Source organism: Citrobacter sp. Cm046 (genome assembly GCF_030333065.1).
Classification (GTDB): Bacteria; Pseudomonadota; Gammaproteobacteria; order Enterobacterales; family Enterobacteriaceae; genus Citrobacter; species Citrobacter murliniae.
The window spans coordinates 1-15604 of sequence record NZ_JAOWGP010000036.1 but is presented as its reverse complement, the minus strand read 5'-3'; the positions used below and the strand labels follow the sequence as shown (position 1 = coordinate 15604).

Annotated in this window: 16 protein-coding genes, 1 tRNA gene and 1 pseudogene; 11 read left to right on the top strand and 7 right to left on the bottom strand. The window is 45.4% G+C overall.

The window, feature by feature from the left end:
- Positions 1–125 precede the first annotated feature (125 nt).
- From OGX98_RS06735 to OGX98_RS06710, 7 genes and pseudogenes are all read left to right on the top strand, one after another.
- Positions 126–536: a Spy/CpxP family protein refolding chaperone gene (locus OGX98_RS06735; RefSeq protein ID WP_286595019.1), complete on the top strand. Its 411-nt coding sequence runs from the start codon at positions 126–128 to the stop codon at positions 534–536.
- 286 nt (positions 537–822) lie between these two features.
- A complete protein-coding gene (locus OGX98_RS06730; protein WP_045449449.1) occupies positions 823–1647 on the top strand; it encodes a PRD domain-containing protein in 825 nt (274 codons plus the stop codon).
- Between the two features lie 31 nt (positions 1648–1678).
- Positions 1679–2947 (top strand): annotated as a pseudogene (locus OGX98_RS06725) (PTS transporter subunit EIIC); the annotation flags it as partial.
- Positions 2924–3265, top strand: a complete 342-nt coding sequence (locus tag OGX98_RS24045; protein WP_502873561.1) for a PTS sugar transporter subunit IIB — start codon at positions 2924–2926, stop codon at positions 3263–3265. The pseudogene OGX98_RS06725 and the gene OGX98_RS24045, both read left to right, overlap by 24 nt.
- Positions 3265–4449, top strand: coding sequence for a MalY/PatB family protein (locus tag OGX98_RS06720; RefSeq protein ID WP_048222016.1), 1185 nt, complete (start codon positions 3265–3267; stop codon positions 4447–4449). Before OGX98_RS24045 ends, OGX98_RS06720 begins: the two co-directional genes overlap by 1 nt.
- The gene (locus OGX98_RS06715) at positions 4442–5038 is read left to right on the top strand and encodes a KpsF/GutQ family sugar-phosphate isomerase (RefSeq protein WP_045440072.1); all 597 of its coding nucleotides are present in this window, start codon (positions 4442–4444) and stop codon (positions 5036–5038) included. Before OGX98_RS06720 ends, OGX98_RS06715 begins: the two co-directional genes overlap by 8 nt.
- 73 nt (positions 5039–5111) lie before the next feature.
- Positions 5112–6065, top strand: a complete 954-nt coding sequence (locus OGX98_RS06710; protein WP_045440069.1) for a phosphoglycerate dehydrogenase — start codon at positions 5112–5114, stop codon at positions 6063–6065.
- Between the two features lie 45 nt (positions 6066–6110).
- Here OGX98_RS06710 and OGX98_RS06705 read toward each other — a convergent pair.
- Positions 6111–6187, bottom strand: a tRNA-Asp gene (locus OGX98_RS06705).
- A 134-nt stretch (positions 6188–6321) separates the two neighbouring features.
- Complete coding sequence (dnaQ, locus tag OGX98_RS06700) at positions 6322–7050, bottom strand: DNA polymerase III subunit epsilon (protein WP_045449447.1); 729 nt, start codon at positions 7048–7050, stop codon at positions 6322–6324.
- Between the two features lie 64 nt (positions 7051–7114).
- Between dnaQ and rnhA the strand changes: the two genes are divergently transcribed.
- Positions 7115–7582: a ribonuclease HI gene (gene rnhA / locus OGX98_RS06695; RefSeq protein ID WP_045440067.1), complete on the top strand. Its 468-nt coding sequence runs from the start codon at positions 7115–7117 to the stop codon at positions 7580–7582.
- Here rnhA and OGX98_RS06690 read toward each other — a convergent pair.
- Positions 7579–8301: a class I SAM-dependent methyltransferase gene (locus tag OGX98_RS06690; RefSeq protein ID WP_286595016.1), complete on the bottom strand. Its 723-nt coding sequence runs from the start codon at positions 8299–8301 to the stop codon at positions 7579–7581. The two genes, rnhA and OGX98_RS06690, sit on opposite strands and share 4 nt — an antisense overlap.
- 33 nt (positions 8302–8334) lie before the next feature.
- Between OGX98_RS06690 and gloB the strand changes: the two genes are divergently transcribed.
- Both gloB and mltD read left to right on the top strand, forming a co-directional pair.
- The gene (gene gloB, locus OGX98_RS06685; RefSeq protein WP_286595015.1) at positions 8335–9090 is read left to right on the top strand and encodes a hydroxyacylglutathione hydrolase; all 756 of its coding nucleotides are present in this window, start codon (positions 8335–8337) and stop codon (positions 9088–9090) included.
- A gap of 71 nt (positions 9091–9161) precedes the next feature.
- Positions 9162–10520: a murein transglycosylase D gene (mltD, locus tag OGX98_RS06680; RefSeq protein ID WP_136345274.1), complete on the top strand. Its 1359-nt coding sequence runs from the start codon at positions 9162–9164 to the stop codon at positions 10518–10520.
- A 49-nt stretch (positions 10521–10569) separates the two neighbouring features.
- Here mltD and OGX98_RS06675 read toward each other — a convergent pair whose 3' ends face one another.
- From OGX98_RS06675 to OGX98_RS06665, 3 genes are all read right to left on the bottom strand, one after another.
- Positions 10570–11340 (bottom strand): class I SAM-dependent methyltransferase, encoded by a 771-nt coding sequence (locus tag OGX98_RS06675; protein ID WP_225760496.1) that lies wholly within the window; start codon positions 11338–11340, stop codon positions 10570–10572.
- 81 nt (positions 11341–11421) lie between these two features.
- On the bottom strand, positions 11422–12219 hold the full coding sequence (locus OGX98_RS06670) for an endonuclease/exonuclease/phosphatase family protein (RefSeq protein ID WP_286595014.1): 798 nt from the start codon (positions 12217–12219) through the stop codon (positions 11422–11424).
- Positions 12220–12350: 131 nt separating this feature from the next.
- Positions 12351–13526, bottom strand: a complete 1176-nt coding sequence (locus OGX98_RS06665; protein WP_200013294.1) for an MFS transporter — start codon at positions 13524–13526, stop codon at positions 12351–12353.
- Positions 13527–13630: 104 nt separating this feature from the next.
- Between OGX98_RS06665 and yafC the strand changes: the two genes are divergently transcribed.
- On the top strand, positions 13631–14545 hold the full coding sequence (gene yafC, locus OGX98_RS06660) for a DNA-binding transcriptional regulator YafC (protein WP_045440052.1): 915 nt from the start codon (positions 13631–13633) through the stop codon (positions 14543–14545).
- A 22-nt stretch (positions 14546–14567) separates the two neighbouring features.
- Here yafC and dkgB read toward each other — a convergent pair whose 3' ends face one another.
- Positions 14568–15371 carry a 2,5-didehydrogluconate reductase DkgB gene (gene dkgB, locus OGX98_RS06655; protein ID WP_286595013.1) on the bottom strand — a complete coding sequence of 268 codons (804 nt, stop codon included), beginning with the start codon at positions 15369–15371 and terminating at the stop codon, positions 14568–14570.
- Positions 15372–15604 lie beyond the last annotated feature (233 nt).

Below are 15604 nucleotides of genomic sequence, written 5' to 3'. Positions count from 1 at the left end.
AATTTTCCGTAGCGGGATTGTTTCACTCCGTAACCAACCGCAAAACAAATTCGCGTGGCGACATGCCTCAAGCAACGTATTCTGAAAATGACAATCACACGTAAATTCTTTTTCAGGATATCAAAATGAAAAAATTCGTACGCATGACTTTGCTGGCTGCTACCCTGGCTGGTGCCTCTTTTAGCACGCTCGCAGCAAACGTATCCAACGTTCCGGTTCCAGCCCAGGATCCAGTAGTACAACATCTTAAACTGACCAACGACCAGGTCGTACAGATTAAAAAGCTGCACCAGCAGCTTGAAACCAATGTCAGCCAGATTTCAGTGAAGGATGTTAAAGACGGTGCGCTGATTGACGTCATCAAGTCCGGAAAATGGGATGATGCCGCAGTCAGGAAACAACTTTCCGCGTTCAGCAACATCGAACAACAGGCGCGTTATTATCGGGTGAAGTACTACTTTGACCTGAGCAAAGTGCTGACTCCGGAACAACGCCAACAGGTTCAAAAAGATATCGCGCAAACACTGAGCGAATGACGTTTACACGCTGTCGAAGAACGGCGGGCAACATCACACATAGAAAAACAATATACATATAAGGTATACATTCACTAAACAAACCATTTGATTGCTGTATGTGAGGTTTGCACTTCAGATTTGGTATGTTAATCCTAAAACAGGACGTACATCTCATTTATTTAAGATAGTTCTGTGTAGGGTATACACATTAGTGAATAATCTTGTAACTGTTAAATCAGGCAAGACAACGTTTGAAGTAATTATTACTTCTTACTTGTCTTGCCTTTTTTTTTGGAGCCATGAAATGATCATCGAAAAAGTCATGAATAACAATTGTGTGCTGGCATCGATGAGTGGTCAGGAAGTCATCATTTCTGGTCCTGGCGTCGGTTACAATAAAAAGAATGGTATGCCGGTTCCGCCTCATCCGGCTAACCGATTCTTTTATGTCAGAAATGAAGAGAAAGGTAAACTATACAAACTCATAGAGCGAGTAGATATTGATTATGTTTTTGTCTCTGAAAATATAGTTCGCTATGCGGAAATGAATCTTGACAAAAAATTAAACCCATCACTTTTGCTGATTCTTGCAGATCATATTTCCAATGCAATCTCACGGTGCGCATCAGGCATCCAAATAAGCAATATATTTCTTGACGAAATAAAAGCATTATACAAATCGGAGTATGCTATCAGTCGCGACGCTTTATCTATTATTAATGAGTATTTTAAGATCCAACTTCCGGATGATGAGATTGGCTTCATTGCCCTGCATATTTTAAATAATTATGAAAACACCTCCGACTATGAGTCCTTCAGAATTATAGAATTCTCGCAACGAATCACAGACATTATCGAAAAAGTTTACGAGAAAAGAGTAGATCGGAATGCATTCAATTACTCACGTTTCATGACCCATTTGAAATATTTTTCTTGTAGAGTGCTATGCAACGAAAAGATAAAAAATAAAGATATTGGTGATATTTATGAATATTTCCTGGAAAAAGATTTAATTTTACAATGTTCCATTATTGAAATTGAAAAATATTTAAAATCCGAATTTAACTATAGACTAGCAATGGAAGAGAAATTATATCTTTCAATTCGCATTAAAGTATTGATGGACTGATTACCTTTCACTTTATCACGAGACAGTTAATATGAAACAGAAAAAAGCCTGGAGTTTTTTTCAGAGCCTGGGGAAGGCATTTATGTACCCAATCGCTCTGTTAAGCGTATGCGGCATGATGTTAGGTTTGGGAAGTGGATTAGCCAGCGAGGAAATGGCCAAATTAATTCCTGTACTAGGGTTCCCTATCGTTAAATCATTTCTGGATTTTGTTGTTAATTTAGGGCTATTTGCTTTTGTTAATTTACCGGTGTTATTTGCAATCGCTATCCCGTTGGGCCTGCTGAAAGAAAAAGAAGATAAAGCATATGGTGCATTCTCCGGCCTGGTGGGTTTTATGGCAATGCATTTAGGGACAAACTTCTATCTGAAAACCCATGGTCTGTTAGTTCCCGTCGACCAGATGTCTACACATGGACAAACTATCATTCTGGGAATTCAGTCATACAACACCAGCGTACTGGGGGGGATTGTTGCAGGGTTGATGGTATTCACTATGTATAAGCGGATCGTCAATCTACGCATCCCTGAGTCGCTGGGATTCTATAGCGGCCCGCGCCTTGCGCCGATCATTACGTTAATTGTCATGAGTGTTTTCGGTATCATTATTCCCTTCGTATGGCCGCCGTTCTTTAACCTCTTTATGTTAATCGGCCACTGGATATCTACCTCTGGCCCAATAGGTTATTTCTTCTATGCCGTTGCAGAGCGCGTAACGATTCCCTTCGGACTAAACCATTTAGTCACTTCCGTATTCAGATTTACACCAATCGGTGGTTCAGCGATCATCAACGGTGAAGAATATTACGGTACTCTCAATATGTTTATGGCCTATGTCAAAGAGAATGCCGTCATTCCTCTGGACCTTGCTGGTAAAATGGAACAGGGAAAGCTAATGATCCAGTATGGTTTAGCTGGCGCAGCTCTCGCAATGTATCAGACTGCCCATGTACAAAATCGTAAGGCTATTAAAGCACTTTTGATTTCTGCGGTGCTGACTGTAATTATTGGTGGTGTTAGCGAACCAATAGAGTTTTTATTTCTGTTTGTCAGTCCTGTTTTGTTTGTGTTCCATGCTTTCATGAATGGTTTTGCTAATATGTTCCTACCGTATCTCGGTGTTAAAATGGGATTTACTGGCGATTTGATTCAATTTATGAGTTTTGGCGTATTGCGCGGAACAAGAACCGGCTGGCCAGTGGCTGTCTGTGTAGAAATAGCCTACTTCTTTATTTATTACGCGGTGTTTAAATGGGCCATTCTTAAATATAACCTGATGACCGTCGGCAGAGAAGATAGTGACCAGACACCTTCAGCAACAGCAACTGAGGTTGTAGTACCTGTTGCACAACCTGAGATAAATACCAATATGGGTCCCAGCACAGCAGAAAAAATGATTGAGGCCCTGGGTGGTAAGGAAAATATCGTATCACTGGATAACTGTGTTACACGTTTACGTCTGACAATCAACGATATGGAGATAATAGACGAGACGGCCATTAAAAGACAGGGAGGGATCGCTATTGTTAAACTCGACAAAAACACCCTGCAAGTCATTATTGGTACAAAAGTTATCGCCTTGCGTAAAGAAATGGACCAATATATGGAGTTATACTGATGGATATTTTTAACACTCCTGTTTCCCGAAAAGGAACGTACTGTACTCAGTGGGACTTCTGCGAAGATAGGTTCGGCGTAAAAGATATTATTCCGTTTTCAATATCAGATATGGATTTACCGATGCCGGAAGCGATAACCAACGCATTACGAAAAAGACTGGAACATCCTATCCTCGGATATAGTCGCTGGCAACATAGCGAATATCTCAATTCGATATGCCATTGGTATGGTCAGAAATATGATACGGAGATCGATGCTAATTGGATCACCTATAGCCCAAGTGTGATGTACTCTATCGCCAAAGCACTAGAGTTATTAACTGATTATGAAGATAACATTCTGATATTTACTCCGGCATATAATGCGTTCTTTGATGTTATCAAAAACACCGGAAGAAAATTAACTACTTCAACATTGATTCGGGAACAAGACGGTCGATATAGCCTAGACTGGAATGATTTTAATACCAAGGCAAAGCATGCAAAGATAATTTTATTGTGTAATCCACATAATCCTACAGGAAAAGTGTGGTCTGAAGATGAACTGATAAAGATCTCAGAAATCTGTTCAAAAAATAACTGTTGGTTATTATCCGATGAGATCCACAGCGATTTCACATTTAGCCACAAATTCACCTCTGTACTTAAGTTACATTATGATAAAACAGTTGTTTTTAACTCCATCTCAAAAACATTTAATGTCCCAGCTCTAACGGGTTCTTATCTTATTACACCTGATAATAATTTTAATGAGAAATTCAGGTTGATAACTCGATACAGGGATTTTGTCAACTCGCCATCAGTATTGAATATCATTGCCACTATCGTTGCTTATAATGAATGTGATGGATGGTTACACGAATTAAGAACACATCTTAGATCCAACGTTGATTTTGCAGTTAATTATGTTAAGGAAAATATTTCATCGCTGCTACTCAAAGAATCTGAAGGTTGTTACTTTGCTTGGATAGACTGCTCACAAATCAGTTGTTCGTTCGATAAATTCTATTCAAGATTAATTCATGAAGGAAAAGTCGGGATTATGGCTGGCAGTGTATATGGGCCTGGCGGAGAGAACTTCTTACGGCTTAATCTGGCATGTAGTAGAGAAAAACTACATCAGGGCTTATGTCGGGTCGCTTATGTTATTGATAAAATAAATCAGGAAAATAAACATGAATAATACTGATATCATCTCTCTCATTAAAACCTTCATGCGTAATGAACACAAAGCAGTTGAAGAAATAATTAACGCGCCACTTTCAGAAACAGCAAGTTTAGTCAAAGTAATCCAATCTTGCAGAGGGAAAGTTGTTTTTATCGGCGTGGGAAAATCAGGAATAATTGCTAAAAAACTGGCTGCTACATTTTCCAGCACAGGCACCCCCTCATTTTTTATTCATGGAACAGAAGCTGTTCATGGTGATCTGGGTATGGTTACCAGCGAAGATGTAGTTATCTTGATATCCAATAGTGGTGAAACAACAGAACTGTTAGCTACCTTGCCAAGTCTAAAAAAGATGAATAATTTTTTAGTCTCATTTACCCGAAGCCACAACTCATCGCTGGCTACTAATTGCAATTTATCTGTAGAAATCCCGGTGAGAAACGAAGCAGATAACTTAGGTCTTGCTCCATCCTGTTCTTCAACTGCTGTTCTTGTCGTGGGAGATGCCGTGGCCCTCGCCCTGTCAGAACTAAAGCAGTTTACCCGGACCGATTTTGGTCTATTTCATCCTGGAGGTGCTCTCGGCGTTAAAGCAAATTCATAACTTGTGTCATTTTTATTGTAACCGGTCTACGCCATCACAACCTGATGGCGTTCTCAGGTCTGAGGTATTAGATATGAAAAATATATTAATCACCGTTTCCAGTTTTTCAGCTCGTTGTGTTACAGGTTGCAAGTTACTGCGCGATAACCAGTTTAATCTCATTTTTAAGAACAATATTACTCATCTTATTCAATCTGAACCGGATGACGTGCGTGAATCTATTGATGCAGTCATTGCCGGAACAGATTGTTATGACGCAAGTGTGTTTTCTCTTCTACCAAAACTGAAAATCATCTCAAGATTTGGCACCGGTATTGATAATATAGATACAGAGGCGGCAAAAAAAGCAGGTATTGTGGTTAATAATGCCCGAGGACTCAATGCCAATGCGGTTGCTGAGTTTATAATCGGACTTATTTTCTCTGGCCTAAGAAATATTCCCGGTAATCACATGGACATGCAAAATGGTTACTGGGGATACTCGCTGGGAAATGAATTAAATAGTAAACGAGTGGGATTATTAGGTTTTGGGAATATAGCAAAAACCCTGGTTAAGAGGTTATCCGGTTTCGACATTGAAATTCTCGCATACGACAAATTCCCGGATCACGAGATGGCTGATAAAATGGCGGTAAAGTTTGTGTCAATTGACGACATCTTCATGCAGTCTAACGTCATTATCGTTCTTCTCCCATACACACCATCATTAGAGAATTTTATCAGTCACAAATATCTTTCTATGATGAGAAATGGTGCCTTGCTTATCAATGCTGCTCGAGGGAAATTAATAGATGAACGAGCATTGTTGCAGGTAACTGATGAAAGGAATGTACATTCCGCTCTCGACGTATTTCAGCATGAACCGCTACCACAATTCAGCCCTTTGCTACATTCCAGAAATATTATCACTACACCGCACATCGCTGCTGCGACGGTAGAATCGTACCATCAGACAGGGATCCATGCTGCGAAGTCAGTTATTGATTTTTTTGCTGGTAAAGCAATAGAAAATATTTGTAATGAGTAAAACGACGAAAGCCTGAATCATTGCTGATTCAGGCTTTCTGAATAGTGGCGGAATGGACGGGACTCGAACCCGCGACCCCCTGCGTGACAGGCAGGTATTCTAACCAACTGAACTACCACTCCGCGTTGTGTTCCGCTTGGGAACGAAGCGAATATTACGGATTGCCTCGCACCTCGTCAACGCTTTTTCTCACGTTTTTTAATCGTTTGCTGCAAAAATCACCCGAATGGCCATTTCTACACTGTAAATGCGTAAACTATGCCCGCCAGAGACAACTTCCGCCTTTCTTCTGAACCAGATCGAGGCGCGATTCATGGGCCGCTAACTCTTCCTCAGTGGCGAAAACAACGCGTAACTTGCTGGAGTGGCGCACAATGCGCTGGATCCCGGTATCATTCTGCTGCTGACTGTCGCCTTCCATTGAAAACGCCATCGTTGTCTGCCCACCAGTCATCATCAGATAAACGTCGGCCAGAATCTGGGCATCGAGTAACGCGCCGTGTAATGTACGCTTACTGTTGTCTATCTCGTAACGTGAGCACAATGCATCAAGGCTGTTACGCTTACCAGGAAACATTTTCCTCGCCAGCGCCAGGCTATCAGTCACTTTACAGAATGTATTTGTTTTCGGGATATCACGATTAAGCTTCGCGAACTCGTAGTCCATAAAGCCGATATCGAACGATGCGTTATGAATGACCAGTTCAGCGCCACGAATATAGTCTAAAAACTCATCGGCCACATCGGCAAACGTGGGTTTATCCAGCAGGAATTCATCCGCGATTCCGTGTACACCAAATGCTTCCGGGTCCACCAGCCGATCCGGCTTAAGGTAAACATGGAAGTTATTACCGGTCAGGCGGCGGTTCACCACTTCAACCGCACCGATCTCAATAATCTTGTGGCCTTCGTAGTGGGCGCCAATCTGGTTCATACCGGTGGTTTCGGTATCGAGGACGATCTGTCGTGTAATTCCAGTGCTCATAGCGGTCATTTATGTCAGACTTATCGTTTGATTTCGATTTGCTAAAACAGGAAGTCTACCAGAGATGCTTAAACAGGTAGAAATTTTCACCGATGGTTCTTGCCTGGGAAATCCAGGGCCTGGTGGTTATGGGGCAATTCTACGCTATCGCGGACGTGAAAAAACCTTCAGCGAAGGGTATAACCTGACCACCAATAATCGTATGGAGTTGATGGCCGCAATCGTCGCGCTGGAGGCACTAAAAGAACAGTGCGAAGTGGTTCTCAGTACCGATAGCCAGTATGTACGTCAGGGCATTACTCAATGGATCCACAACTGGAAAAAACGCGGTTGGAAAACTGCAGATAAAAAGCCAGTGAAGAATGTCGATCTCTGGAAGCGTCTGGATGCCGCGCTGGGCCAGCATCAAATTAAATGGGAATGGGTAAAAGGCCACGCGGGTCACCCGGAAAACGAACGCTGTGATGAACTTGCGCGCGCTGCAGCGATGAGTCCCAGTCAGGATGATGTTGGATATCAGGCCGAGACTTAAGCGTCAGGCTTCCGGTATTGCCGGGTTGCGCCAACGGCCTGGCGGATACGTGCTTTGCTTTTATTTTGTTTCATCGGATTAAGCGTAAGCGGGATTGTTCGCTTACGTGCAACAATCAGTTGTAAACACCCTAACGCCGGAACATGTGCGCTTAACAGTTTCCCCCCTTGTTTACTCCAGGGCAAAACGTGAAAACGGCTGTAGTGCAACACTTCAAAATTCAGCAAAGAGAGCCAGTCCAGTTGACGCATCAGCGTAAACATCCGGCTGTTATAGGGCGATGTTTTACGTAATACCGGCACCAGTTTACGCAAGCCCATCAGGCTAACCGGATTAAATCCACTGACTATCAGCCAGCCATCATCAATAAGCACACGGTCTGCCTCCCGCATTGAGCGATGTGGATCGGCACACCAAGGCAAAGTATGTGCCAGCAAACAGACATCGACGGATTTATCGGCGAAGGGAAGATGTAACGGATCGGCCAGCACCTGCATCGGTGAGCCTTGCGCAGAAACATTTACCTGATGAGAAACCGCGCACGCTTCAGAATTGATTTCTGCGCTTAAATTGCCAATCTTAAGCAGATGAAAACCGTACATTTTTGCGAACCACGGGTTAAGCTCATTCTCCAGCGCCTCACGATAGTGCTCGCCCCAGGGTAAATCATCCCAGCTAACGGGCGCTACGACAGTTTGAGGGATCCTTGCCGGTTTCATCACAACCTTCCGTTACGCATTGAGAGGTATTTTATGAATCTTAACAGCATTCCCGCATTTCAGGACAATTACATCTGGGTCCTGACAAATAATGAAGGCCACTGCCTTATTGTGGATCCTGGCGAAGCAGCTCCGGTATTAAAAGCCATTGCTGAGCATAACTGGGTACCTGAGGCCATTTTCCTCACCCACCACCATCAGGATCACGTTGGCGGAGTGAAAGAACTTCTACAGCATTTTCCACAAATAGTGGTTTATGGCCCAGCAGAAACACAAGATAAGGGAACGACACACATAGTCAAAGATGGCGATATCGCCCTCGTTTTAGGGCATGAATTTAGTATATTTGCTACCCCGGGTCACACTTTAGGACATATTTGTTACTTTAGTCATCCTTATTTATTTTGCGGCGACACGCTCTTCTCTGGCGGCTGCGGCCGACTTTTTGAAGGCACAGCTTTGCAAATGTATCAATCACTTAAAAAAATAAGCGCCCTTCCTGACGATACATTGGTTTGTTGCGCACATGAATACACATTAGCAAATATGAAGTTTGCCTTAAGCATCCTTCCGCACGATTCGTTCATAAATGATTATTATCGTAAAGTTAATGAGTTACGCGTAAAAAAACAAATGACACTGCCCGTAATTCTGAAAAATGAGCGTCGAAATAATATTTTTTTAAGAACAGAAGATATTGATTTAATTAATGAAATTAACAAAGAAACAATATTGCAACAACCTGAAGAGCGTTTTGCCTGGTTAAGGTCAAAGAAAGATACGTTCTGACAATTCCGGGTTGCCTTTTGAAAACTTCGCCGTTATGATCGGTCGTCTTTTAAGCAACTATTGACACACACATGAAGGCAAAAGCGATATTACTCGCCTCTGTCCTGCTTGTTGGGTGCCAGAATACTGGTAACGTCCAACAGCACGCACAGAGCCTTTCTGCAGCTGGTCAAGGGGAAGCAGGAAAGTTCACTAGTCAGGCGCGATGGATGGACGATGGGACATCTATCGCGGCCGATCAAGATTTATGGGCTTTCATTGGTGACGAGCTAAAGATGGGAATTCCGGAAAACAACCGGATTCGCGAACAAAAACAGAAGTATTTACGCAATAAGAGCTATCTCCACGATGTAACTTTACGGGCAGAGCCGTATATGTACTGGATAGCCGGGCAGGTTAAGAAACGTAACATGCCAATGGAACTGGTACTACTACCCATAGTGGAGAGCGCTTTTGATCCTCACGCAACGTCTGGCGCCAATGCCGCAGGTATTTGGCAGATCATTCCGAGCACGGGGCGCAATTATGGTTTAAAACAGACTCGCAGTTATGATGCACGTCGCGACATAGTGGCTTCCACCACTGCCGCGCTGGACATGATGCAGCGTCTGAACAAGATGTTTGATGGCGACTGGCTGCTGACCGTTGCTGCTTATAATAGCGGTGAAGGTCGCGTGATGAAGGCAATCAAAGCGAACAAATCTCGTGGTAAGCCCACCGATTTCTGGTCGCTCCCTTTGCCTCAGGAAACGAAGCTATATGTGCCCAAAATGCTGGCATTGAGCGATATTCTCAAGAACAGCAAACGCTATGGCGTGCGTCTGCCAACCACAGACGAAAGCCGCGCGTTAGCACGTGTTCGTCTTAACAGTCCGGTTGAGATGGCTCAGGTTGCCGATATGGCGGGTATTTCCGTCAGCAAGCTGAAGACATTCAATGCAGGTGTGAAGGGCTCTACGTTGGGTGCCAGCGGCCCGCAATACGTGATGGTGCCAAAGAAGCACGCAGAGAAGTTGCGTGAATCTCTGGCCTCTGGCGAAATTGCAGCCGTGCAGTCAACGTTAGTTGCGGATAACACGCCACTGAACAGCCGTAGCTACAAGGTTCGCTCTGGCGATACACTTTCTGGCATCGCTTCACGTCTTGGCGTAAATGCGAAGGATCTTAAGCAGTGGAACAATCTGCGTGGATCTACCCTGAAAGTGGGTCAAAGCCTGACCGTTGGTGCTGGCACCAGTGCGCAGCGACTGGCTAACAACAGCGATAGCATCACCTATCGTGTACGTAAAGGCGACTCGCTTTCGAGCATTGCTAAACGTCACGGCGTTAACATTAAGGATGTGATGCGCTGGAACAGCGATACGGAAAATCTGCAACCAGGCGATCAGCTAACGTTGTTTGTAAAGAACAACGGTATGCCGGACTCCTGATGAGATTATAAAAATTAAGGCACTGGTTTCCCCCCAGTGCCTTTTTTATTTATGCCGTTTTATGTGCTTCAACCATGATCGTGTCGCTGGTGAACGAACCGTCTTCCTGTAATTCAAAATACGCCTTCACTTCAGCAGAAGCACTCTCCTGATACAATCGGATAGCCTCTGTCAGTGCAACGGGAGTACGCATTCTCGCAACCCATGAACTGAATTCTAACGGCAGGCGATCTGTGAACAACGTATCGGCAATCATATTCGCGTCATTAATCAGAGACAGCCACTCACCGCTGGAATAGTTGCGCACATGCGAGGTATCGCGCAACGCTTCAACGGTTTGCAGCCAGATATCACGCACAGGGTGTCCGGGAGACATCACATCCATAATAATCAGCACACCGCCGGGTTTCAGTACGCGATTCACTTCTCGCAGCGCTTTCCCGACATCATGCCAGTGGTGCGCTGAATATCGGCTAATCACCACATCAAAAGTTTGATCCTCAAACGGCAGACTTTCAGCATACCCCTGTCGGATGGAAATATTCTCCAATCCCTTCTCTTTTGCCGTCTGTACAACCACCTCGAGCATCTGCGAAGATAAATCATACGCTACCACCTGCTTCACATTCTGTGCCGCAATAAAGCTGGCGTGCCCCGCACCACATCCCATATCCAGTACACTTGCCTGCGGAAAAAAGGACAGTCGCTCGGCCAGTCGCTGCAAATCGCGCCCGGATGCATGTACCGCGCTGGTTAAATAGGCCTTTGCCTGAGAGCCAAACTGCTTTTCGACGTTGTCATGATGGGAGCGTGTTGTCATTGTGTTGTCCTTCGGTTGTTGTGAAATATAAAGGGCAGCACCACTACAGGCCTGCCCTACGGCAGACCTGACACACCTTTATTATTCAGGCTTGCCGGGACTAAATTCAACGAGTAGAGGATTATGGTCGGATGCGCTCGTCACCAGCACAGAGGCTTCGCTCACGTTCAAACCACGGTAAAACACAAAATCGAGGGGGCGACCAAATGCGCGTCGGCGCTGATCGTCAGTAAAGCGCACCTGGCGCAGAGACATTTCACGAGAAAAGCGGTACAGCGCGTTCATACGCCGACGGCTCCATGCATTAAAATCGCCGGCCATAATCACCGGGCCACTGTGATGAGCAATCTGATCGCCAATGGGAAGTAACTGCTTACTATAGACATCCACGCCGAGACTGAAGTTAACAGCATGAATATTCACCACCATTAATAAACGCGAATCAGGCAGTGGGTAAACTGTCACCAGTGCCGATTTTGCCAACCGCAATATGGGTTCACGCTCACGCAGCGGGCAACAGTAAACAGGATGTGCAGCAGAAAGCGTCATGACGCCAGAGGGATGCTGAGGCAACACAAAAGCGGGAACCTGATCGGCAGCAAGATAGTTAGCGGTCGCAAACTGCACCAGTTCAGGCGTAGTCTGTGCTTCTTGCAATAACACCAGATGCGCGTCTTTGCCAAAGTTCTTCAGCACCGACAACCATTCTGCCCGCTGCTGTTTAAAAATATTCCACACCAGGACGCGGATGCGATCCTCGCTGCTTAACGGAACGCCTGCGGGCAATGCCTGGCCAATATGCGCAAACGACCCTGGCGGTAAAATTCGCTCAACGGGCTGTCCGGCAACATAGCGCATAGCATAGGTGTTTTTTCGCACTTTAGACTTTCAAACCTCTGTAACGTCAACCAGCCCGCAACCGGACTGGTTCTTCTGTTATAGGGATTTTAGCACTCACTTTCAACGGACAATTGCAGTTTGTTTTGTAAGTAGGTACTTACATCGGTGATTTATCCCATAGCTACACGTGCGGGTTTATCAAGACGACCGCTCACGCTCATCAGAAAGAAAGCGCTCAATACGATTAGCGCACCAATCCACGGGGTCTGCGCTAACCCATAATGCTCTACCGTTTGGCCACCAATCACTGAACCCAATGCAATGCCAATGTTGAACGCCGCAATGTTCAGTCCTGAGGCCACATCAACCGCATTGGGTGTAAATTGCTCCGCTTTCTGCACCACGTAAACCTGCAGCCCTGGTACGTTGCCGAAGGCAAAAATCCCCATGACAAGGATTGTCGCCAGAGCTGCGTACTGAGTGGATGCAGTTAACTGAAAGACCATCAACAGAACAAACAGGGCTGCGAAGATAAATTTCAACGCTGGAACGGCGCCATGTTTATCCGCCAGTCTGCCACCCCAGATATTACCGATGGCAACAGATACGCCATACCCCAGTAAGATCCAGCTTACCGCTGCCGGTGAGAATCCCGCCAGATCCTGCATCATCGGTGCAAGAAAAGTAAATGCAGTAAAGACACCACCATAGCCCAGCGCCGTAACGGCATAGATGAGTAACAGGCGAGGATGCGTTAAGACTTTCACCTGATCGCGGATACTGGCAGCAGCCCGACCGGGGATATTCGCAGGGATCAGCAACTGACTGCTAATCAGAGCAATGACACCTAACATAGATACCGCGAGGAAAGTCTCACGCCAGCCAAAATGCTGACCAATAAATGTTCCCAACGGAACTCCTGTCACAAGTGCCACCGTTAACCCACCAAACATAATAGCGATGGCTGAAGCTGCTTTCTCTTTTGGCACCAGGCTTGTCGCAATAGTAGAACCAATTGAGAAGAACACGCCATGTGCGAGACCGGTCAGCAGGCGTGCAACAATTAACGTCATATAACCAGGCGCCTGCCATGCCAGCAAATTACCGACCGTAAATAGCACCATTAGCGCAACCAGCAGTTGCTTACGCGGCAGACGTCCGGTCAGAGCAGTCAGTACCGGCGCACCAATTGCCACGCCCAGCGCATAGATAGAAACCAGCATTCCTGCAGAAGGCAAAGAGATCGCCAGCTGTTCGGCGATGGTCGGCACAAGGCCGACAATTACAAATTCAGTCGTACCAATAGCAAAAGCACTTATTGTCAGTGCAAATAAAGCGAGAGGCATAAATAACTCCATATCATCAGTAATCAGATGACACGAAGTATGCCGGGATGTTTTAATAACAAAAATATTCAAAATCTCAATATAATTTTGCTCCAGGTGCAAAAATGAAAGCAACTTCAGAAGAACTGGCCATTTTCGTTGCTGTTGTGGAAAGCGGTAGTTTTAGCCGCGCTGCAGAGCAGTTGGGACAAGCAAATTCCGCTATTAGCCGGGCAGTAAAAAAGCTGGAGATGAAGCTGGGTGTCAGTTTGCTCAACCGAACAACCCGACAGCTCAGTCTGACTGAAGAAGGTGAACGTTATTTCAGGCGAGTGCAGTTGATACTGCAGGAAATGGCTGCGGCAGAAACAGAAATTATGGAGTCTCGTAATACCCCGCGCGGCCTGTTGCGTATCGACGCGGCGACGCCGGTGATGTTGCATTTTCTGATGCCACTCATCAAACCTTTCCGTGAACGTTACCCTGAGATGACGCTGTCACTAGTTTCCTCGGAGACATTTATCAATCTTATTGAGCGAAAAGTTGACGTTGCAATACGAGCAGGTGCGCTTACGGACTCGAGCCTGCGCGCGCGCCCACTATTTACCAGCTATCGTAAGATTATTGCCTCACCGGAGTACATTGCCCGATTTGGTGAGCCTGAGAGCGTAGAGGAGCTTAAACAACATCTGTGTCTGGGTTTTTCCGAGCCTGTCTCACTCAATACCTGGCCTATTGCCTGTAGCGATGGACAGCTTCATGAAATTGAGTGCGGACTCTCTTCTAACAGCGGTGAAACATTGAAACAGCTTTGCCTGAACGGGAACGGAATTGCCTGTCTTTCAGATTATATGATTGATAAAGAAATCTCGCAGGGTGAACTGGTGGAGTTGTTGGCAGATAAACGTCTGCCCGTTGAAATGCCCTTTAGCGCAGTGTATTACAGCGATCGGGCTGTAAGTACACGTATTCGCGCGTTTATCGACTTTTTGAGTGAACATGCAAGAACAGCTCCCGCAGGAGCTGTGAAACAGGATTAACTCAACACAAAGGCAGCAGTCATTAATCCCATTCAGGGGCCAAACCCTCGGGGCTGACAAGGCGATCGTTACGATCCAGTGCAGCGATCGCAAGTTTGTCCTCTGTATCCAATTGCAGTTGTAGCGCGAGCAGATTGCTTGCCAAATTTTCACGTTTAGTCGAAGAAGGTATAACTGAGTACCCTTCTCCCATTGCCCATGCAAGAATAGCCTGGGCCGGGGTGGCATTATGTTTAGCCGCAATACGAGCAATCACTTTATCTTTCAGCGCGTTGCCATAAGCCAGCGTCATATAAGAGGTGATATGGATACCGTGTTGTTTGGCCCATTTAACTACTTTACGGCTTTGCAGATACGGGGAAAGCTCTATCTGATTAGTTGCAATATTTTCAGCACCCACCGCAGCAATTGCTTTTTCCATCAAAGGGATAGTGAAGTTAGAGATCCCAATTTCACGGGTTAACCCCTGCACTTTTGCTTCCAGTAATTCCTGCATAAACTCTTCAACGGATACGGCACCGTTAGGAGAAGGCCAGTGGATAAGTGTCAGATCAACATACTCAGTACGCAGCTTTTTCAGACTATCTTTAAGGCTCGGGATCAGCTTGTCCCGGCCCAGATTTTCAGTCCAGATCTTGGTGGTAATATACAATTCGCTGCGTGGCACACCGCTTTCAGCAATTGCCTGACCCACTGCGGCTTCATTATCATAGATTTGCGCAGTGTCGACTGCACGGTAGCCCAGTTCAAGGGCGGTTTTAACAGATGCGATAACAACGTCGTCTTTCAGGCGAAAAGTGCCTAAACCGAATGCAGGGATAGCCATAAATTCCTCTTTTTAATCACAGGGTTTGTTAACTGGGAGGATTATGACCGTCAGATCTTTGCAGAAAAAGAGTGTAAAATGCAGAGGATTTTTGCGTATTTGGCAATAATAAAAATGAATAAAAAAAAGCCCTGAGCATTAGCTCAGGGCTCTTAATAAGTGGCGGAACGGACGGGACTCGAACCCGCGACCCCCTGCGTGACAGGCAGGTATTCTAACCAACTGAACTACCG

Bases quoted from the DNA above. Each gene is read 5' to 3' on its own strand.
- OGX98_RS06665 (WP_200013294.1), bottom strand. From the start codon at position 13,526: ATGCCTCTCGCTTTATTTGCACTGACAATAAGTGCTTTTGCTATTGGT.
- OGX98_RS06730 (WP_045449449.1), top strand. From the start codon at position 823: ATGATCATCGAAAAAGTCATGAATAACAATTGTGTGCTGGCATCGATG.
- mltD (WP_136345274.1), top strand. From the start codon at position 9,162: ATGAAGGCAAAAGCGATATTACTCGCCTCTGTCCTGCTTGTTGGGTGC.
- gloB (WP_286595015.1), top strand. From the start codon at position 8,335: ATGAATCTTAACAGCATTCCCGCATTTCAGGACAATTACATCTGGGTC.
- dnaQ (WP_045449447.1), bottom strand. From the start codon at position 7,050: ATGAGCACTGGAATTACACGACAGATCGTCCTCGATACCGAAACCACC.
- dkgB (WP_286595013.1), bottom strand. From the start codon at position 15,371: ATGGCTATCCCTGCATTCGGTTTAGGCACTTTTCGCCTGAAAGACGAC.
- OGX98_RS06710 (WP_045440069.1), top strand. From the start codon at position 5,112: ATGAAAAATATATTAATCACCGTTTCCAGTTTTTCAGCTCGTTGTGTT.
- OGX98_RS06735 (WP_286595019.1), top strand. From the start codon at position 126: ATGAAAAAATTCGTACGCATGACTTTGCTGGCTGCTACCCTGGCTGGT.
- OGX98_RS06720 (WP_048222016.1), top strand. From the start codon at position 3,265: ATGGATATTTTTAACACTCCTGTTTCCCGAAAAGGAACGTACTGTACT.
- yafC (WP_045440052.1), top strand. From the start codon at position 13,631: ATGAAAGCAACTTCAGAAGAACTGGCCATTTTCGTTGCTGTTGTGGAA.
- OGX98_RS06690 (WP_286595016.1), bottom strand. From the start codon at position 8,301: ATGAAACCGGCAAGGATCCCTCAAACTGTCGTAGCGCCCGTTAGCTGG.
- rnhA (WP_045440067.1), top strand. From the start codon at position 7,115: ATGCTTAAACAGGTAGAAATTTTCACCGATGGTTCTTGCCTGGGAAAT.
- OGX98_RS06715 (WP_045440072.1), top strand. From the start codon at position 4,442: ATGAATAATACTGATATCATCTCTCTCATTAAAACCTTCATGCGTAAT.
- OGX98_RS24045 (WP_502873561.1), top strand. From the start codon at position 2,924: ATGACCGTCGGCAGAGAAGATAGTGACCAGACACCTTCAGCAACAGCA.
- OGX98_RS06675 (WP_225760496.1), bottom strand. From the start codon at position 11,340: ATGACAACACGCTCCCATCATGACAACGTCGAAAAGCAGTTTGGCTCT.